The 18,365-nt window shown below is 71.4% G+C and carries 19 protein-coding genes and 1 pseudogene; 7 read left to right on the forward strand and 13 right to left on the reverse strand.

Annotation, left to right across the window (positions count from 1 at the left end; all coding sequences use genetic code 11):
• Nucleotides 1–936 (reverse strand): annotated as a pseudogene (locus AOK22_RS20095) (hypothetical protein); the annotation flags it as partial.
• A 204-nt stretch (nucleotides 937–1,140) separates the two neighbouring features.
• On the opposite strand from AOK22_RS20095, the gene AOK22_RS20100 reads away from it, so the two are divergent.
• From AOK22_RS20100 to AOK22_RS20130, 7 genes are all read left to right on the forward strand, one after another.
• Complete coding sequence (locus AOK22_RS20100; RefSeq protein ID WP_055700078.1) at nucleotides 1,141–1,542, forward strand: MarR family winged helix-turn-helix transcriptional regulator; 402 nt, start codon at nucleotides 1,141–1,143, stop codon at nucleotides 1,540–1,542.
• A gap of 68 nt (nucleotides 1,543–1,610) precedes the next feature.
• Nucleotides 1,611–2,843, forward strand: a complete 1,233-nt coding sequence (gene mgt, locus AOK22_RS20105; protein WP_055700079.1) for a macrolide-inactivating glycosyltransferase — start codon at nucleotides 1,611–1,613, stop codon at nucleotides 2,841–2,843.
• 193 nt (nucleotides 2,844–3,036) lie between these two features.
• Nucleotides 3,037–4,044, forward strand: a complete 1,008-nt coding sequence (locus AOK22_RS20110; RefSeq protein ID WP_055700080.1) for a CDP-alcohol phosphatidyltransferase family protein — start codon at nucleotides 3,037–3,039, stop codon at nucleotides 4,042–4,044.
• A 389-nt stretch (nucleotides 4,045–4,433) separates the two neighbouring features.
• Complete coding sequence (locus AOK22_RS20115; protein ID WP_055700081.1) at nucleotides 4,434–5,642, forward strand: S8 family peptidase; 1,209 nt, start codon at nucleotides 4,434–4,436, stop codon at nucleotides 5,640–5,642.
• Nucleotides 5,643–5,715: 73 nt separating this feature from the next.
• Nucleotides 5,716–6,285 (forward strand): DUF1697 domain-containing protein, encoded by a 570-nt coding sequence (locus tag AOK22_RS20120; protein WP_055700082.1) that lies wholly within the window; start codon nucleotides 5,716–5,718, stop codon nucleotides 6,283–6,285.
• Nucleotides 6,278–6,661 carry a nuclear transport factor 2 family protein gene (locus AOK22_RS20125; protein WP_055700083.1) on the forward strand — a complete coding sequence of 128 codons (384 nt, stop codon included), beginning with the start codon at nucleotides 6,278–6,280 and terminating at the stop codon, nucleotides 6,659–6,661. The genes AOK22_RS20120 and AOK22_RS20125 overlap by 8 nt, the downstream gene beginning before the upstream one ends.
• 105 nt (nucleotides 6,662–6,766) lie before the next feature.
• Nucleotides 6,767–7,420, forward strand: a complete 654-nt coding sequence (locus AOK22_RS20130; protein WP_055700084.1) for a mycothiol-dependent nitroreductase Rv2466c family protein — start codon at nucleotides 6,767–6,769, stop codon at nucleotides 7,418–7,420.
• A 33-nt stretch (nucleotides 7,421–7,453) separates the two neighbouring features.
• On the opposite strand, the gene AOK22_RS20135 is transcribed toward AOK22_RS20130, so the two are convergent.
• The 12 genes from AOK22_RS20135 to AOK22_RS20190 form a co-directional block, all read right to left on the reverse strand.
• Complete coding sequence (locus AOK22_RS20135; RefSeq protein WP_055700085.1) at nucleotides 7,454–7,981, reverse strand: GNAT family N-acetyltransferase; 528 nt, start codon at nucleotides 7,979–7,981, stop codon at nucleotides 7,454–7,456.
• A gap of 65 nt (nucleotides 7,982–8,046) precedes the next feature.
• Nucleotides 8,047–8,904 (reverse strand): SCO6745 family protein, encoded by an 858-nt coding sequence (locus AOK22_RS20140; protein ID WP_055700086.1) that lies wholly within the window; start codon nucleotides 8,902–8,904, stop codon nucleotides 8,047–8,049.
• 11 nt (nucleotides 8,905–8,915) lie between these two features.
• Nucleotides 8,916–9,704, reverse strand: a complete 789-nt coding sequence (locus tag AOK22_RS20145) for a sirohydrochlorin chelatase (RefSeq protein ID WP_055700087.1) — start codon at nucleotides 9,702–9,704, stop codon at nucleotides 8,916–8,918.
• A gap of 6 nt (nucleotides 9,705–9,710) precedes the next feature.
• On the reverse strand, nucleotides 9,711–10,619 hold the full coding sequence (locus AOK22_RS20150) for an ABC transporter permease (protein WP_055700088.1): 909 nt from the start codon (nucleotides 10,617–10,619) through the stop codon (nucleotides 9,711–9,713).
• The gene (locus tag AOK22_RS20155; protein WP_055700089.1) at nucleotides 10,606–11,397 is read right to left on the reverse strand and encodes an ABC transporter ATP-binding protein; all 792 of its coding nucleotides are present in this window, start codon (nucleotides 11,395–11,397) and stop codon (nucleotides 10,606–10,608) included. The genes AOK22_RS20150 and AOK22_RS20155 overlap by 14 nt, the downstream gene beginning before the upstream one ends.
• A 36-nt stretch (nucleotides 11,398–11,433) precedes the next feature.
• Nucleotides 11,434–12,537 carry an aliphatic sulfonate ABC transporter substrate-binding protein gene (locus tag AOK22_RS20160; protein WP_055700090.1) on the reverse strand — a complete coding sequence of 368 codons (1,104 nt, stop codon included), beginning with the start codon at nucleotides 12,535–12,537 and terminating at the stop codon, nucleotides 11,434–11,436.
• 260 nt (nucleotides 12,538–12,797) lie between these two features.
• Entirely contained in the window at nucleotides 12,798–14,159 is a 1,362-nt protein-coding gene (locus AOK22_RS20170) for a sulfate adenylyltransferase subunit 1 (RefSeq protein WP_055700091.1), read from the reverse strand.
• A 2-nt stretch (nucleotides 14,160–14,161) separates the two neighbouring features.
• Nucleotides 14,162–15,097 carry a sulfate adenylyltransferase subunit CysD gene (gene cysD / locus AOK22_RS20175; protein WP_055700092.1) on the reverse strand — a complete coding sequence of 312 codons (936 nt, stop codon included), beginning with the start codon at nucleotides 15,095–15,097 and terminating at the stop codon, nucleotides 14,162–14,164.
• Complete coding sequence (cysC, locus tag AOK22_RS20180; protein WP_055700093.1) at nucleotides 15,094–15,666, reverse strand: adenylyl-sulfate kinase; 573 nt, start codon at nucleotides 15,664–15,666, stop codon at nucleotides 15,094–15,096. The genes cysD and cysC overlap by 4 nt, the downstream gene beginning before the upstream one ends.
• Nucleotides 15,666–16,379 carry a phosphoadenylyl-sulfate reductase gene (locus AOK22_RS20185; RefSeq protein WP_055700094.1) on the reverse strand — a complete coding sequence of 238 codons (714 nt, stop codon included), beginning with the start codon at nucleotides 16,377–16,379 and terminating at the stop codon, nucleotides 15,666–15,668. The genes cysC and AOK22_RS20185 overlap by 1 nt, the downstream gene beginning before the upstream one ends.
• Nucleotides 16,376–16,555 (reverse strand): hypothetical protein, encoded by a 180-nt coding sequence (locus tag AOK22_RS39890; RefSeq protein ID WP_079036694.1) that lies wholly within the window; start codon nucleotides 16,553–16,555, stop codon nucleotides 16,376–16,378. Before AOK22_RS39890 ends, AOK22_RS20185 begins: the two co-directional genes overlap by 4 nt.
• Nucleotides 16,552–18,249, reverse strand: coding sequence for a nitrite/sulfite reductase (locus tag AOK22_RS20190; protein ID WP_055700095.1), 1,698 nt, complete (start codon nucleotides 18,247–18,249; stop codon nucleotides 16,552–16,554). Before AOK22_RS20190 ends, AOK22_RS39890 begins: the two co-directional genes overlap by 4 nt.
• Nucleotides 18,250–18,365: the final 116 nt, after the last annotated feature.

Consider the following 18,365-nt stretch of genomic DNA (forward strand, 5'->3'; position numbering starts at 1 on the left):
CGACGGCGACGAGCAGCAGGCCGGCCGCCAGCCAGGCCGCCAGCGTCCAGACGTGCCCGCCCAGGTCGTGGCCCCCGAAGTAGAGGTGGCTGCGGACGCCCTCGACGAAGCCCGCGCCGTTCCAGAACGCGTGCAGCGAGCCGAAGAAGCCGTTCTGCAGCTCGGGCCGGAAGAGCCCGCCGGACGTCGTGAAGTTGAGCATCACGAACAGCACCATCATCGCGAGCGTCGTCCAGCGCTTGAGGAACGTGTGCAGCCCCAGGCCGATGAGCAGGATCCCGGCCGAGTAGAGCCAGGACATCGCCCACACGCCCCACAGCCCCTGGTGCGCCAGGTGGAAGACCGGCCCGGCGAGCGCCGCGCCGATCAGGCTGACGGCGAGGGAGACGCCCGCGGCCAGCCCGGCGCGGGCCCGCATCCGCAGCCCGGCGCCCGCCGCGCCGAGCAGATGCTCACGGCGACGAGCAGGAAGAACAGCCCCTGGCCCGTGGGGTCGTCGGAGACGGGCGGGGCCACGTCGGTGACCTTGAGCGGCGCGCCCTGCGCGGCCGCGACCGGCGTGAAGACCTTCTGTACGGCCGTCGCGCTCATGTCGGAGCCCGCGGAGGCCACGATCAGCTCGGGCGCCTTCGCGTCGGGCACGTAGGCGCCCGCTATCTCCAGGGACGTGAGCGCGTCGGTGGCCTCGGCCCGCGAGGCGAGGGTCCGGACGTCCAGGGCGTCGCCCGCCTTGTCCTTGACGGTCTGCGCGAGGACCTGGGTCTGCGGTCCCGAGCCGACGACGGCGACCGGCAGTTCGTGCGGCTCGGGCGTGACGAACGCGCCCATGTAGGCGAGGCCCATGCCCAGGCACATCAGCAGGGGCGTGACCAGGTGGACGAGGACGTGACGCAGGACGTCACGGGGTCGGGGTGCGGGTTCCGCGGTGGCGGACATGGGTCTCTCCGGATCGTGCTCGGCGGCCGAGGGGCCTGTGCGACGGGGCCCGTGGCGGAGGGCCGGGCCGCAGATGGTTGGCATATACAACTCTTTTCGGTGTTGTACTCTACAACCATTCGCGGAGAGGGAGAAATCGTGACCGATCGAGGCGGGCCCCCTGTCGGGGCCCGGGACGAGTCCATCGAGATCATTCAGCGGGAGATGACCGCGTTCGCCCGGCGGGCGCGCGCCACCGCCGCCCGGATGCACCCCGAGCTCTCGCTCGTGTCCTTCACGCTGCTCAGCCATCTCGAATACCAGGGCGGCTGCCGGGCCACGGACCTGGCGGCGCACTACACGCTCGACAAGTCGACGATCAGCCGGCAGGTGGGGGCGCTGGAGAAGGCCGGGCTCGTGGAGCGGCGGCTCGACCCGACCGACCACCGGGTGCACGTGCTGCACCTCACGGACCGGGGCGTCGAGGTCCTGGCGCAGGTCGGCAAGGCCCGCAGGGTCGCGTTCGAGGAGCGGCTCGCCGAGTGGACCGGCCCGGACCTGGCGCGGTTCGCCGAGTACCTGCTGCGCTACAACGAGGCCGCGCGGAGCGTCACGGGGGTCGAGTAGGGGGCGGGCGCGGCGGGTGTGGGTCGTGCGCCTTGCACGAGACGTATCGTCTCGCTTAAGGTCGTCACATGACCGCACCCCGACCCGCCCACATCGCCATGTTCTCGATCGCCGCCCACGGGCACGTCAACCCGAGCCTCGAAGTCATCCGTGAACTCGTCGCCCGCGGTCACCGCGTCACGTACGCGATCCCGCACGCCTTCGTGGACAAGGTCGCCGAGACCGGCGCCGAGCCCCGGCCCTACACCACGACGCTGCCCTCGCCCGACGCCGACCCGGAGGCCTGGGGCACCGAACTGATCGACAACATCGAGCCGTTCCTCGCCGACGCCATCCAGGTCCTGCCGGAGCTGGCCCGCGCCTACGAGGGCGACCAGCCCGACCTCGTCCTGCACGACATCACCTCCTATCCGGCGCGCGTCCTCGCCCGCCGCTGGGGCGTCCCCGAGATCTCCCTCTCGCCGAACCTCGTGGCCTGGGAGGGGTACGAGGAGGAGGTCGCCGAGCCGATGTACGCGGAGCTGAAGGCGAGCGAGCGCGGCCGGGCGTACTACGACCGCTTCGCCGGCTGGCTCGCGGAGAACGGCATCACCCAGCACCCCGACCCCTTCGTCGGCAGGCCGCCCCGCTCCCTGGTCCTGATCCCCCGGGCGCTGCAGCCGAACGCCGACCGGGTCGACGAGTCCGTGCACACCTTCGTCGGTGCCTGTCAGGGCGACCGCGCCGCGCAGGGCGACTGGGAGCGGCCCGCGGACGCGGAGAAGGTGCTGCTCGTCTCGCTGGGCTCGGCCTTCACCAAACAGCCCGACTTCTACCGCGCGTGCGTCGAGGCCTTCGGCGGCCTGCCCGGCTGGCACGTGGTGCTCCAGGTCGGCAGGCACGTCACCGCGGCCGACCTCGGGGACGTGCCCGCGAACGTGGAAGTGCGGGACTGGGTGCCGCAGTTGGCGGTCCTGAAGAAGGCCGACGCCTTCATCACGCACGCCGGCGCGGGCGGCAGCCAGGAGGGCCTCGCCACCGCGACGCCGATGGTGGCCGTGCCGCAGGCCGTCGACCAGTTCGGCAACGCCGACATGCTCCAGGGCCTCGGCGTCGCCCGGCACGTGCCGATGGAGGAGGTCACCGCGACGACGCTGCGCGAGGCCGTCCTCGCCCTGGTCGAGGACCCCGAAGTGGCCCGCAGACTGGGGGAGATCCAGGCCTCGATGGCGGGGGAGGGCGGCACGACGAGGGCCGCCGATCTCGTCGAGGAGGAGCTGGCCAAGGCGCGGGGCGACCGGGCCCGGCGTAACGCTCCGTGACGCGATTCGGTGACGTCCCGGTCATTCGGTAACGCTCAGGTAACACGGCACTGTGCTGGAAGAGCCATTGACTCGTCCTGAGAGGTTGACCGTTACCCCCGGTCAAAGGTTGCACGGGACGGATCTTGTTCCTTGGGCGAACCCCTTCCTAGCGTGAGATGAACTTTCGTCGAACGCCAGGAAGTTGACCCCCATGCGTCGAGACATACCGCCCCTCGCCGAGGTGCGTCGCATCACCCAGAAGAAGCGCGACGCGTGGTGGACCGTGTTGCTTGTCGACCCGGTCGCCACGCCGCTCGTGCGGCTCACCGCGATGCGTACGAGAATCACGCCCAACCAGATCACCTGGGGCGCGTTCCTCCTCGGCCTCGGCTCCGCCGCGTGCTTCGCGCTCGGCGAGTGGCGCTGGCTCGCCCTCGGCGCGGTGATCTACCACCTGAGCTTCATCCTCGACTGCATGGACGGCAAGGTCGCCCGGCTCACCGGCCAGGGCTCGGTGTTCGGCGCCTGGCTGGACTTCGTCTTCGACCGGATCCGCGTCATGGTGTGCGGCGTCGCGCTGATGGGCGGCCAGTACCACCGCACCGGCGACACCCTCTACATCTGGCTCGCGCTCGCGGTCGTCGCCCTCGATACCCTGCGGTACATCAACTCGCTGGAGATCTTCAAGATCCGCCACTCCATGCGCAAGCAGATCAAGGCGCGCATGCGGGCCGCCCGGCGCGCGCAGAACGAGGCGGAGCTCGCCTTCATGGAGGACCTGCTGCGGGAGAACCCCTCGGCGGACATCGAGCAGGACCTCCAGCGCGCGGCGGACGACGCCGACCGCGCCGCGCGGCCGCTCGCCGAGGCCGGCGCCGACGGCGGGGCGGGTGCCGACGGGGAGGCGGCACCGGCGCGCAAGGCGCAGGTGATCGACCTGCACCAGGAGTTCCGGCGGAAGTTCCCGGCCTATCTGCGGGCCCGGTCCTTCCTGCTGCGCCACCGCATCCGCGCGCACCTGGTGAGCGGCATCGAGTTCCAGATGGGCGTCTTCATGATCGGCCCGCTCTTCGACGTGGTGATGCCGGCGACCATTGTCTCCGGTGCGCTCCTTCTGGTGTTCGAACTCGCCATCATCTACAAGCTGTTGCTCTCGACGCGGGACTTCACGCGGACGATCGACTCCTTCGAGCAGCAGAAGGTCGTCACCGCGGCCTGACGGGCGCACGGCGCCGTCGGGCGCCGCGCCACCGCCGACTTCACCGGGTTCGTCCCGGTACGCCGGGCGGACGGGATCATCTCCCGCCCGCCCGGCGTTCGCGTGCAAGCCCTCTGGTGTTACCCGGAGTTGGGGGGTCTGTGACCCGGGATGTCCGATCCGTCGGCGCGGGGCCGATTTGTTATTACAGAACCTTGTTGAACAAGTCACAGCTGCATGTAGGTATTGATCTGCGCGCGTCAATCCGACAGGGTTTCGTCCCAACACCCGGAGATCTTCCGGACCTCAAGGGGTGCCGCAGCGAACTTGTCGCCGCGGCGGGCCCTGGGGAAGACAGCTGAATACCCCCCACACATCCCCCCACAGACACCACGAGGAGACCCCTCTTCATGGCAACTCACAAGCGTGCCCGCACGATGAAGCTCACCGCCGCGATAGCCACCGCCGCCACCGCGGTCGGTGTCACCGTCTTCGCGACCTCCTTCGCCGGTGCGGCCACCCCCGCCGAGGGCAAGGTGTACGGCCTGGACGCCAAGGGCGCCGTGGCCGGCAGCTACATCGTGATGCTGGACGAGAAGGCCAGCAAGGACGCCAAGTCCGACCTCGCCAAGGAGTACGGCGGCGAGCTCAAGCGCAACTACTCCTCCGCCATCAACGGCTTCTCGGCCAAGGGCCTGAGCGAGACCGACGCCAAGCGCCTGGCCGCCGACCCGGCCGTCGGCAAGGTCGTCCAGTCGAAGAAGTTCTCCATCGACGCCACCCAGGACAACCCGCCGTCGTGGGGCCTGGACCGCATCGACCAGGAGGACACCGCCGGCGACAAGAAGTACACCTACCCCGACGCCGCGGGTGAGGGCGCCACCGCGTACGTCATCGACACCGGTGTCCGCGTCAGCCACAAGGACTTCGGCGGCCGCGCCACCTCCGGCTTCGACGCCGTGGACAACGACGACGACGCCGACGACGGCAACGGCCACGGCACGCACGTCGCCGGCACCATCGCCGGTGACGCGCACGGTGTCGCCAAGAAGGCCAAGATCGTCGCCGTCCGCGTCCTGGACGACCAGGGCTCCGGCACCACCGAGCAGGTCGTCGCGGGCATCGACTGGGTCACCAAGAACCACCAGGGCCCCTCCGTCGCCAACATGAGCCTCGGCGGCGGCGCGGACGAGGCGCTCGACGCGGCCGTCCAGAAGGCGATCGACTCGGGCGTCACCTTCGCGGTGGCCGCCGGCAACGAGTCGACCGACGCCTCGCAGGGCTCCCCGGCCCGCGTGAAGGACGCGATCACGGTCGCCTCCTCCACCAAGGACGACGAGCAGTCGGACTTCTCCAACTACGGCGACGTCGTGGACATCTACGCCCCGGGCTCGGACATCACGTCCGACTGGAACACCGGTGACGACGCCACCAACACCATCTCCGGTACGTCGATGGCGACCCCGCACGTCGTGGGCGCCGCCGCCGTCTACGTCGCCGCCCACCCGGACGCCAAGCCCGCGGACGTCGCCAAGGCGCTGACCGACGGTGCGACCCCGGACAAGATCTCCAACCCGAGCGAGGGCACGCCCAACAAGCTCCTGAAGGTCGTCGAGTAACCTCGCCGGCCCCTTGAGCCGCGGTCGTCGTGCCCACCCCCACGGGGCACGGCGACCGCTTTATCGTGTGCGCATGGCGATCAAGACATACGCGGCGCTGCTGCGCGGCATCAACGTCGGCGGCCACAAGAAGGTGCCGATGGCCGGGCTGAGGGCGCTCCTGGCGGAGCTCGGCCTCGGCGGCGTACGGACCTATCTGCAGAGCGGCAACGCGGTCTTCACCGCGGACCGGGGCGGGGCCGACGCGCGCGCCGCGGAGGAGTCGCTGGCCGCCGAGGTGGGGACGGCGATCGAGGAGCGCTTCGGCTTCGCCGTCGACGTGCTGGTGCGCGACGGGGCGTATCTGGCGGCGGTCGCCGAGGCATGCCCGTTCCCCGCGGCCGACCTGGAGGCCAAGCAGCTGCACGTCACCTACTTCTCCGCGCCCGTCGACGCCGAGCGCTTCGCCTCCGTCGACCAAGCGGCCTTTCTGCCCGAGGAGTTCAGGCTCGGGGACCGCGTCCTCTATCTGTACGCCCCCGACGGCCTCGGCCGCTCCAAGCTCGGCGAACAGCTGTCGAGGCCCGCCCTGAACAAGGGCGTCATCGCCACCAGCCGCAACTGGAACACCGTCACCCGGCTCGTGGAGATGACCCGTGACTGACCGCACTTCCACGGACCGTACCCCCGCCGTCGAGGCCGCCATCGAGGGCGAGCTGCGCCTCCTCGACCCCGAGGTGCGGGCCTCGCCCGAGCTCTTCGGGGCGCTGCTGCACCCGGAGTTCACCGAGTTCGGCGCCTCGGGCACGCGGTGGGACCGGGAGTCGATCGTGCGGGTCCTCATGGAGCACCCCGGGCCCGGCGGCCGGCCCACCACGACCTCGCGCATGCGGGGCGTCCGGCTCGCCGACGACCTGGTGCACCTGACCTTCGACACCGACAGCAACGGCCGCCGGGTCCACCGCAGTTCACTGTGGCGGCGCACGGACGACGGCTGGCAGCTCTGGTTCCACCAGGGGACGCCGTTCACCGAGGGATGAGGTGCGGCGGGGCGAGGGGAGCCGTGTGAGGACGGCCCGATTGGCCCACGCGAGAGCGGTGTCAATGGCCCATTCTCCGTGCCACTTGCCGGATAGTGTCGAGCCATGACCACGCCGGACACCGCCCCAGCGGCCACCGCCGCCACCGCCTCCGCCCCGACCCGGGTCGACTTCTACTTCGACCCGGTCTGCCCCTTCGCCTGGATCACCTCGCGCTGGATCCTGGAGGTCGAACGCCACCGCGACCTCGACCTCCGCTTCCACGTGATGAGCCTCTTCTTCCACAACGAGGGCAACGACCTCCCCGCGTGGTACCGCGACCTGGTCGACCGCTCGCTCGCCCTGACCCGGATCGCCGCGGCCGCCGCGGACCGGCTCGGCGAGGACGTCCTGCGCGACCTCTACACCGCCTTCGGCACGCGCATCCACCAGGAGAAGAACGAGGACTTCGCGGAGGTCGCCGCGCAGGCCCTGGCCGAGCTCGGGCTGCCGGGCGACCTCGCGGCGGCGGCGCACGACGACGCGTACGACGCGCCGCTGCGCCGCAGCCACGACGCGGGCAAGGACCCGGAGGCCGACGGCTACGTCGGCACGCCGACGATCCACGTCGACGGCACCGTCTGGTTCGGGCCCGTGCTGCGCGCGATCCCGCGTGGCGAGGAGGCCGCCCGGATCTTCGACAGCTTCCGTGTCCTCGCGGGCCACCCGGACTTCTTCGAGCTCAAGCGCACCCGCACGGGAGGCCTCGACTTCTCCTGAGCCCCGCCCGCCGGGCCCGCCCTCCGTGTCGCGTCAGCCGGCGTGCGGCGGTGCGGCGAGCCGCGAGGTGAGCTGGAGCGTGATCCTGCCGTTCTCCTCGGGCACCTGGCGCGTCTGCGTGTAGCCGAGGCGCTTGAGGACGGAGAGCGAGGGGGTGTTCTCGGAGTCGACGGTCGCGTGCACCTCGGGCAGGCCCAGGGTCTCGTGCCCGTACGCGGTGAGCAGCCGTGCCAGCTCCGTGCCGAGCCCGAGGCCCCAGCTCTCCCTGGTCAGGCCGTAGACGATCTCGTGCCCGTCGAGCCAGCGCTCCGGCGACGGCTTGACCTCGGCGTGGCCGACATAGCGCCCCTCGTACCGCACCGCCCACACGGGGAACCGCTCCTCCGCGTACACGAGGCTGAAGATCCGCCCGAACAGCGCCCGGTCCTCCGCGGCGCTCTGCATGCCGTCCCCGAACCAGCGCCCCACGGCCTCGTCCTGGAACAGCGCGACGAAGTCCGCCTCGTCGGCGGCGACATAGGGCGCGAGGGAGAGTCGTTCGGACCGCAGTTCGGGTGTCATCCGCGTGACGGTAAGGGGCGGGGCCCCGCCGGTGCAAGCGGTTTCGGCCAGGGGGCGCGGCGCCGCTACCCCACCGTGCGCGGCAGCCCGATCGGGTTCGGGAACGGCAGGACGTCCGAGGCGAGGACGTGGCGGGCCGCCGGTTTCAGGGCGGTCAGGAGGGCGTCCGCCTCGCCGGTGGTCAGGGGGCGCAGGAGACGGGACGCCAGGCGGTCGGTGTCGTCCTCGATCAGCTCGCGTTCGGTGACGCCCCGGTCCGTGATGTGGCCCGTGGCGTCCAGCAGGCCCCGCCCGCCCAGGCGGTCGACGGCCGCCGCCCACTCCTCCTCGCTCCAGCCCCGGTCCTGCCGGATCCCGGCCGCGTCGACGCGGCCGGTCGCGGCGGCGAGGACGAGGGCCTCCCGGGCGTCGAGTCCGTGGTCGGCGAGCACCGCGACATGCGCGTCGCCACGGAACTCGCGTACGCAGGTGGCCAGTTGCCACAGCCGCTCGACCGGGTCGGAGCGGTGGGCGAGGTCGCGGTTGGCGGCGAAGAGGGGACGGGCGAGCGCGGGCGCGTCCGCGACCACGGCCGCCAGCGGGACGTCGACCTCGGCGGCCAGCGACTCCACGTCGGGGACGAGCCGGCGCAGCGCCCCGGCCGCGAGACGGGCGCGCTCCTCGACGACCCGGTCCGGCGAGGCGTACTCCCAGGCCGACGGCAGCGCGCGGGCCACCATGCCCGGCGCGAAGACGCCGAGCGCCGCGGCGGCCACGCCGGGGCCGACCCGGCCCATCGGCGCGGTGCGGGCGGCGAAGTACCCCATCCAGAATCCCTTGAGCCCCACCGCCCTGCCGAGCCCGCGGCAGCGTTCCTCGAAGTAGGTCACGGCGTGCAGGGGTTCGGTCCGCAGCCACAGCGTGCGGGATCGGCTCGGGGTCATGCACCCACAAGCTAGGCCAGTGCGGGAATCCGCGCCAGAGGCGCAACGGGGCAGGTGCCAGGGGCAAGGGCCTCGTCGAAGCGCCGTACGAGCAGCCGTGCCACCGCCGGCGCGGGGCCCAGCACCTCGGCCAGTATGTCCGCCTCGGCGGCGCCCCGCGCGATGCGGTCCGGCAGGAAACCGGGCGCAAGGACGTAGGGCGCGACGGCCACCCGGCGCACCCCGTCGACGGCGCGCAGCGCGCGCACCGCGTCCTCGGTGCGCGGCAGGGACGCGGAGGCGAACGCAGGCCGCACGGCGCACCAACCGGTACGCCGCCACTCCCGCGCGATGTCAGCGATCACTGCGATCGCCTCCGGGTCCGAGGACCCCGCCGAGGCCAGCACGACCCCGGTCGAGGACTTGTCGGCGGGGGAGAGCCCCGCCGCGTACAGGCGCTGCTCCAGGGCGTCGAGGAGCAGCGGGGAAGGGCCGAGGACGGCGGCCTGGCGGATGCGCAGGCCCGGCGGCGCGGCGCGCAGCACCGCCGGGATGTCCGCCTTGGCGTGGAAGGCGCGGGTCAGGAGCAGCGGCAGCGCCACCACGTCCCGAACGCCCTCCGCCGCGAGCTTGTCCAGCACACCCGGCACGGTGGCTGAGTCGAAGTCCAGGAACCCCGTCTCCACGCGCAGCCCGGGGCGCAGCGACCGTACCCGGCGCACCAGCGCGTGCACGGTCGCGGCGTGCCGCGGGTCGCGGCTGCCGTGGGCGATGACGAGGAGCACGGGGCGGGCCCCGGCGGCAAGTGGCGTACGGCACATGGGAGTTCAGCTCTTCACGAGAAGACCGCGGCTGCGCAGGACGCGCCGCTCCAGCGGGCTGAAGATCAGCAGGTCGATGGCGATGCCGACGATCAGGATGAGGAAGATGGCCAGGAAGACCATGGACATGGAACTGGCGTTGCGGCCGTTCTCCAGGAGCTGGCCGAGGCCCACGCCGAGGTCCGGCGAGGACGCGATGATCTCCGCGGCCATCAGCGAGCGCCAGGAGAACGCCCAGCCCTGCTTGAGCCCCGCGAGATAGCCGGGCAGCGCCGCCGGGAGCACGATGTGCCAGGTGTGCTTCAGGCCCGTCGCGCCGAGCGTGCGGCCCGCGCGCAGGAACAGCGGCGGCACCTGGTCGACGCCCGACACCAGGCCGTTGGCGATGGAGGGCACGGCGCCGAGCAGGATCACCGCGTACATCATCGAGTTGTTCAGGCCCAGCCAGATCACGGCCGGCGGCACCCAGGCCACCGACGGCAGCGACTGCAGTCCGGACAGGATCGGGCCGATCGCCGCCCGCACGAAGCGCACCCGCGCCACGATCAGGCCGAGCGGCGTGCCGATCGCCAGCGCGAAGAGGAAGCCGAGCAGGCCGCGCGAGACCGACGTCCAGATGTAGTCGAGCAGGGTGCCCTGCCGCCACGCGGCGGCCACCTCGTCCCACACCGCGGACGGCGAGGGCAGCTTCGTCGGGTCGTCGACGACCTTGAAGGCGACCAGCGCCTGCCACACCGCGAGGACCAGCAGCACGGCGGTCAGCGGCGGCAGCACCTTCTGGACGAGCACCTGGCGCACGGGCACACGGGTGGGGCCCGCGCCGGACTCCAGCGCGTCCAGGCCCGCCTCCAGGCCCGCGAGGTCCTGGCTCGCCCCGGCCTCCTCGACCGGGGCGGTCGTCTCAGTCCTTGCCATGGCGGCGGATCTCCCCACGCAGTTGTTCGGTGATCTCGACGGACAGCTCCGCGACGGCGGTGTCCTCGATGCGGCGCGGGTGCGGGATGTCGACCCGCCACTCGTGCGCCACCCGGCCCGGACGCGACGAGAGCAGCACGACGCGCTCGGCGAGGCGCACGGCCTCGCGGACGTTGTGCGTGACGAAGAGGACGGAGACGTCGGTCTCGCGCCAGATGCGGGTCAGCTCGTCGTGCAGCACGTCGCGCGTGATCGCGTCCAGCGCCGCGAACGGCTCGTCCATCAGCAGCAGCGGGCTGTCCTGGGCGAGGGCGCGGGCCAGCGCCACGCGCTGGCGCATGCCGCCGGACAGCTCGTGCACCCGCTTGCGGTGGGCGCCCTGCAGCCGGACCAGTTCGAGGAGTTCCTCGGCCCGCTGACGCCGCTCCGCCTTGGGGATGCCGCGCAGCTTCAGGGCGAGCTCGATGTTCTTGCCCGCGGTCAGCCACGGGAAGAGCGCGTGCTCCTGGAACATCAGGGCCGGGCGGCCGTCCGTCGTGATGGTGCCGTCGGACGGCCTGTCGAGCCCGGCGACGAGGTTGAGCAGGGTCGACTTGCCACAGCCCGAGGCTCCCAGGAGGGTGACGAACTCGCCCGGCGCGACATCGAGCGTGATGTCGTCCAGGACGAGCTGGGGCCCGGCGGGACCGCCGAAGGACTTCGAAACGTGCTCGATCCGCGCGGCGTGCGCGGCCGTGTCGCGGGTGTTCTCCGCGGCCTTGGCGAGGGTGGTTGCCATGGTCGTCACCTCCTGGGAACTCGGCTGGGGATCGGGCTACTTGACGCCGAGACCGGCGTCGTCGACCGGGGACTCGCCCGCGGCCTCGAGTACCTTGTTCAGCGGGCGGAGGTCGTAGATGCCCTTGAGGTCGGGCTTCTCCAGGAGGCCGGCCTTGACCGCGTGGTCCGCCTCGGCGTCGAGGGTGGCGGCCAGCGGGTCATTGGTCGTCTGGATGGACTTCCACGCCGGGTCGAGCACCTCGGCGGGCAGCGCCTTGCCGGAGTCGGCCTTCAGCCGGGCGTTCGCGGAGGCCTTCGCCTTGTCCGGGTTCTCCTTGATCCAGGCGTTGGTCTTCACCGCGCCGCGCAGCACGGCCTCGACGACCTTCGGGTGCTCCTCCAGGAAGCTCTGCTTCACGATGATGTTCGTGATCACGAACTTCTTGTCCGGCCACAGGTCGGACTCGTCGAGGAGGACCTTGCCGCCCTCGGCGACCAGCTTGGACGCGGTCGGCTCCGGCACCCAGGCGCCGTCGATGGAGCCGGACTTGTAGGCGTCCGGAGTGATCTTGTTGTCGGTGCGGACCACCGACACGTCGCCCTTGCCGCTCTGGGCGTCGACCTTCCAGCCCTTCTCGGCGATCCAGTTGAGGAAGGCGACGTCCTGGGTGTTGCCGAGCTGCGGCGTCGCGATCTTCTTGCCCTTGACGTCGCCCTCGGACTTGATCTTCTTCGGGTTCACCACGAGCTTCACGCCGCCGGAGGCCGAGCCGCCGATGATGCGCAGGTTCTTGCCCTGGGACTTGGTGTAGCCGTTGATGGCGGGCGACGGGCCGATCCAGCCGATGTCGATCGATCCCGCGTTCAGCGCCTCGATCTCCGAGGGGCCCGCGTTGAACTGGGAGTACTTCGCCTCCGTGCCGCCCAGTTCCTTCTGGAACAGACCTTCCTGGTTGCCGACCAGGGCGGTGGCGTGGGTGAGGTTCGGGAAGTACCCGATCTTCACGCTGTCGAGGCCCTCGATCTTCTTGGCGCCCGCGGCGACCTTGGACGTGTCGTCGTTCTTGTCCGCTTCGGAGCCGTAGCCGCAGGCGCTGAGCGCCAGGGCGAGCAGAGGCAGGGCCGCGAGGGCGGCGATTCGGGTACGTCGTGCTGGCACGGGAGGCGGTCCTCTCGTTGGCCCGGGGCACGCGTCAGGGCGTGGCCGGGAGGTCGGCAGGTCTTCGTCTTCGGCCGGACACGCCGCCGCGCACACGGGTGCGGGGGCCTCCGGGGAAGGGGCGGGCTGGGGCGCGCAGGCAGTGCGCGTACGTCATCGCGCACATCGCGCGACCCCGCCCTGCCCGCTGCCGAGGGCGCCGCTGCCGATGCGGCCGCCCTCCTTCGCGAACGTCGCGAACACGTCGACGTAGGTCATGGTCAGAAGTCCCAACCCTCGTCGTCGGACGCCGAGTCGTCCTCGTCCGCCGGGGTGGCGAACGCGTCGCCCGCCATGCCCGCGGCGAGCGTCGTGCCGTCCGCCGGGTCGATCAGCAGGAAGGAACCGGTGCGGCGCGAGTCGGCGTACGCGTCGAGCGCGAGCGGCTCGGCGGTGCGGACCTTCACGCGGCCGATGTCGTTGGCCACGAGCTGCCCCGGCTCCGGGTGCTGGGAGAGGTCGTCCAGGGTGAGCCGGGACGGGATCTCCTTCACGATCGCCTTGACCGTGCGCGTGGTGTGCTTGAGCAGCACCCGCTGGCCGACGGTCAGGGCGGTGTCGGCGACGTGGCAGACCGTCGCCTCGATGTCCTGCGTGGTCGGCGGGGTGTCACCGCTCGGCACGATCAGATCGCCGCGCGAGATGTCGATGTCGTCGGCGAGGAGCAGCGTGACGGACTGCGGCGTCCACGCCACGTCCACCGGCTTGCCCAGGAGGTCGATCCCGGTGACCTTCGAGGTCCGCCCGGAGGGCAGCACCGTCACGGACTCGCCGACCCGGAAGGTGCCGGCCGCGATCTGGCCCGCGTAGCCGCGGTAGTCGGGGTGCTCGGCGGTCTGTGGACGGATCACGTACTGCACGGGCAGCCGCGCGTGGCAGGAGGTCAGGTCGTGGCTGACCGGGACGGTCTCCAGGTGCTCCAGGACCGTCGGGCCGCCATACCAGTCCATGTTGGAGGAGGCCTCGACGACATTGTCGCCCGCGAGCGCGGAGATCGGGATCGCGGTGATCTCCGGGACGCCCAGCTCGCTCGCGTACGCGGTGAACTCCTCGGCGATCCTCGCGAAGACCTTCTCGTCGTAGGCGACGAGGTCCATCTTGTTCACGGCGAGGACGACGTGCGGCACGCGCAGCAGGGCCGCGACGGCCGCGTGGCGGCGGGTCTGCTCGATGACGCCGTTGCGCGCGTCGACCAGGACGACCGCGAGGTCGGCGGTGGACGCGCCGGTGACCATGTTCCGGGTGTACTGCACGTGCCCCGGGGTGTCGGCGAGGATGAACCGGCGCCGGGCCGTGGCGAAGTAACGGTACGCCACGTCGATCGTGATGCCCTGCTCGCGCTCGGCCCGCAGGCCGTCGGTGAGCAGCGCCAGGTCGGGCGCCTCGGCGCCACGGCTGGCCGAGACGCGCTCCACGGCCTCCAGCTGGTCGGTGAGGACCGACTTGGAGTCGTGGAGGAGGCGGCCCACGAGCGTGGACTTGCCGTCGTCGACGGATCCGGCGGTGGCGAACCGCAGCAGGGTGGTGGCCGACAACTGCTCGGTGGAGAGCGGCTGTGCGGGCTCTGTGGTGCTGTTGCTCATGGTTAGAAGTACCCCTCGCGCTTGCGGTCTTCCATCGCGGCCTCGGAGAGCTTGTCGTCGGCCCGGGTCGCGCCGCGCTCGGTGAGCCGGGACGCGGCGATCTCGGCGATGACCGCGTCCAGCGTCGTGGCGTCCGAGTCGACGGCGCCGGTGCAGGACATGTCGCCCACCGTGCGGTAGCGGATCAGCCGCTTCTCGACCTCCTCGCCCTCCTTGGGGCCGCCCCAGTCGCCCGCGGTCAGCCACATCCCGGAGCGCTTGAAGACGTCCCGCTCGTGCGCGAAGTAGATCCCGGGCAGCTCGATCCCCTCACGGGCGATGTACTGCCACACGTCCAGCTCGGTCCAGTTGGACAGCGGGAAGACCCGGACGTGCTCGCCGGGCGCGTGCCGGCCGTTGTACAGCTGCCACAGCTCGGGGCGCTGGCGGCGAGGGTCCCACTGGGAGAACTCGTCGCGCAGCGAGAACACCCGCTCCTTGGCGCGGGCCTTCTCCTCGTCGCGGCGCCCGCCGCCGAAGACCGCGTCGAACTTCTCGCTCTGGATCTTCTCGGTGAGCGGCACGGTCTGCAGCGGATTGCGCGTCCCGTCGGGCCGCTCGCGCAGCTTGCCCGCGTCGATGTACTCCTGCACGGAGGCGACGTGCAGCCGCAGGCCGTGCTCGGCCACGACCCGGTCGCGGTACTCGATGACCTCGGGGAAGTTGTGCCCGGTGTCGACGTGCAGCAGGGAGAAGGGCACCGCCGCGGGGGCGAAGGCCTTGAGCGCCAGGTGCAGCATGACGATCGAGTCCTTGCCGCCGGAGAAGAGGATCACCGGCCGCTCGAACTCGCCCGCCACCTCGCGGAAGATGTGCACCGCCTCGGACTCCAGGGCGTCCAGGTGGCTGAGCGCGTACGGGCTGTCGGTCTCCTCGGAGACGCTGGCGACGGTCGTCATGCGAGACCCCTCTCGGTGAGCAGCGCCTTCACGGCCGCTGCCGACTCCTGCACGGTCTGGTCCTGCGACTCGATGCGCAGATCGGGCGACTCGGGCGCCTCGTAGGGGTCGTCGACCCCGGTGAGCCCGGAGATCTCGCCCGCCGCCTGCTTGGCGTACAGGCCCTTCACGTCGCGTACGGAGCAGACGTCGACCGGCGTGGCGACGTGCACCTCGAGGTACGCGGTGCCGCCCGTCTGGTGGCGCTTGCGCACCGCCTCACGGCTGTCCGCGAACGGCGCGATCACCGGTACGAGCGCCAGCACGCCGTTGCGGGCGAGCAGTTCGGCGACGAAGCCGATCCGCTGCACGTTGGTGTGCCGGTCCTCGCGGCTGAAGCCGAGACCCGCGGAGAGGAACTCGCGGATCTCGTCGCCGTCGAGCACCTCCACGCGGCGGCCCTCGGCCCGCAGCAGGCCCGCCAGTTCGTGGGCGATGGTGGTCTTGCCGGCGCTGGGCAGGCCGGTGAGCCAGACGGTGGCTCCGGTGGTCACGTGGTTCTCCTGGGTGTCTTCCTGTGGCGCGGGCATCAGTGGATCCCGCACTCGGTCTTGGCGTTCCCGGCCCAGCGTCCCGCCCGCGCGTCCTCGCCGTCGAGAAGGCGACGGGTGCAGGGGGCACAGCCCACGGAGCCGTAGCCGTCCATCAGGAGCGGGTTGGTCAGGACGCCGTGCTCGGTGACGTACGCGTCGACGTCGTCCTGCGTCCAGCGGGCGATCGGCGAGACCTTGACCTTCCGCCGCTTCTCGTCCCAGCCGACGACCGGGGTGTTCGCGCGGGTCGGCGACTCGTCGCGGCGCAGACCGGTGGCCCAGGCGGCGTACCCGGTGAGGCCGTCCTCCAGGGGCTGCACCTTGCGCAGCTTGCAGCACAGGTCGGGGTCGCGGTCGTGCAGCTTCGGGCCGTACTGGGCGTCCTGCTCGGCGACGGTCTGACGCGGCGTCAGGGTGATGACGTTGACGTCCATCACGGCCTCGACGGCGTCGCGGGTGCCGATGGTCTCGGGGAAGTGGTAGCCCGTGTCGAGGAAGACGACGTCGACTCCGGGCAGGGCCCGCGAGGCGAGGTGGGCGACGACCGCGTCCTCCATCGAGGAGGTCACGCAGAACCGCGGACCGAACGTGTCGGCGGCCCAGCGGAGGATCTCCAGGGGTGAGGAGTCCTCGAGGTCGCGCCCGGCCCGCTCGGCGAGCGCCCTCAACTCCTCGTTCGTATGCTGCTCTTCGTCCTGAGTGGTCGTCATATCTCTTCCCCTCCACCGTCGGTGTGCCGAACTCCCCGGGCGAGCAGCCCGAGGAACTTCAGCTGGAAGGCTCGATTGCAGGCCGCGCATTCCCAGGCGCCGTGACCCGTCTCGTTCGGGCGCAGGTCCTCGTCACCGCAGTAGGGGCAGTGGAACGGGGCGGCTCGCTCGCTCACTTGAGGTCCTCCTCGGCGGCGCGGGCGACCCAGGTGGCGAACCGCTCGCCGTCCGCGCGCTGCTCCTGGAAGCGCCGGACGACCCGCTCGACGTAGTCGGGCAGCTCGGTGGCGGTGACCTTCAGGCCGCGGACCTTGCGGCCGAAGCCGGCGTCCAGGCCGAGGGCGCCGCCCAGGTGCACCTGGTAGCCCTCGACCTGGTTGCCGTCGTCGTCGAGGACCAGTTGGCCCTTGAGGCCGATGTCGGCGACCTGGATGCGGGCGCAGGCGTTGGGGCAGCCGTTGATGTTGATGGTGAGCGGCTCGTCGAACTCCGGGAGGCGGCGCTCCAGTTCGTCGATGAGCGAGGCGCCGCGCGCCTTGGTCTCGACGATGGCGAGCTTGCAGAACTCGATGCCGGTGCAGGCCATGGTGCCGCGCCGGAAGGGGGAGGGGTTGACCCGCAGGTCCAGCGACTCCAGGCCCGAGACCAGGGACTCGACCTGTGCCTCGTCGACGTCGAGCACGATCATCTTCTGCTCGGCGGTGGTGCGGACGCGGCCGGAGCCGTGCGCCTCGGCGACCTCGGCGATCTTCGTGAGGGTGGCGCCGTCCACGCGGCCGACGCGGGGCGCGAAGCCCACGTAGAAGCGCCCGTCCCGCTGCTTGTGGACGCCGAGGTGGTCGCGCCAGGTGCCGGCGGGCTGCTCGGGCGCGGGCCCGTCGACGAGCTTGCGCTCGAGGTACTCGTCCTCCAGGATCTGCCGGAACTTCTCCGGGCCCCAGTCGGCGACGAGGAACTTCAGGCGGGCGCGGTTGCGCAGCCTGCGGTAGCCGTAGTCGCGGAAGATCCCGATGACGCCGCCGTACACGTCGGGCACCTCGTCCAGCGGCACCCAGGTGCCCAGGCGCACGCCGAGCTTGGGGTTGGTGGAGAGGCCGCCGCCGACCCACAGGTCGAAGCCGGGGCCGTGCTCGGGGTGGTGGACGCCGACGAACGCGACGTCGTTGATCTCGTGCGCGACGTCCAGCTGCGGCGAGCCGGAGACGGCGGACTTGAACTTGCGCGGCAGGTTCGAGAAGTCGGGGTTGCCGATGAAGCGGCGCTGGATCTCCTCGATGGCGGGGGTGCCGTCGATGATCTCGTTCTCGGCGATGCCGGCGACCGGCGAGCCGAGGATGACGCGGGGCGTGTCGCCGCAGGCCTCGGTGGTGGAGAGCCCCACGGCCTCCAGGCGCCGCCAGATCTCGGGGACGTCCTCGACGCGGATCCAGTGGTACTGGACGTTCTGCCGGTCGGTGAGGTCGGCGGTGCCGCGCGCGAACTCCTGGGAGATCTCGCCGATGACGCGCAGCTGCTCGGTGGTCAGGCGCCCGCCGTCGATCCGCACCCGGAGCATGAAGTACTCGTCGTCCAGCTCCTCGGGCTCCAGGATCGCGGTCTTGCCGCCGTCGATCCCGGGCTTGCGCTGGGTGTACAGGCCCCACCAGCGCATCCGCCCGCGCAGGTCGTTCGGGTCGATGGAGTCGAAACCACGCTTGGAGTAGATCGTCTCAATGCGTGTCCGCACATTGAGACCGTCGTCGTCCTTCTTGAACTGCTCGTTCCCGTTGAGCGGCGTGAAGTGCCCGGCGGCCCACTGACCCTCGCCGCGGTGACGGCTCGCCTTGCGGCGGGGCGTGGCTGGGGCGGGCTTCTCAGGCGTGGTGGGCATGGTTGTACGTCCTTCGGGGCAGCGGAAAAGCGGCTCTGACCTGCGGGTATGGCACACGTCCGCGAGAGCTTGGGGATATGCGGGGGCGGGGGCGTGCGCGCGGCGCTGCGCAGGGA

This window comes from Streptomyces silaceus (genome assembly GCF_001419745.1).
Lineage (GTDB): Bacteria > Actinomycetota > Actinomycetes > Streptomycetales > Streptomycetaceae > Streptomyces > Streptomyces silaceus.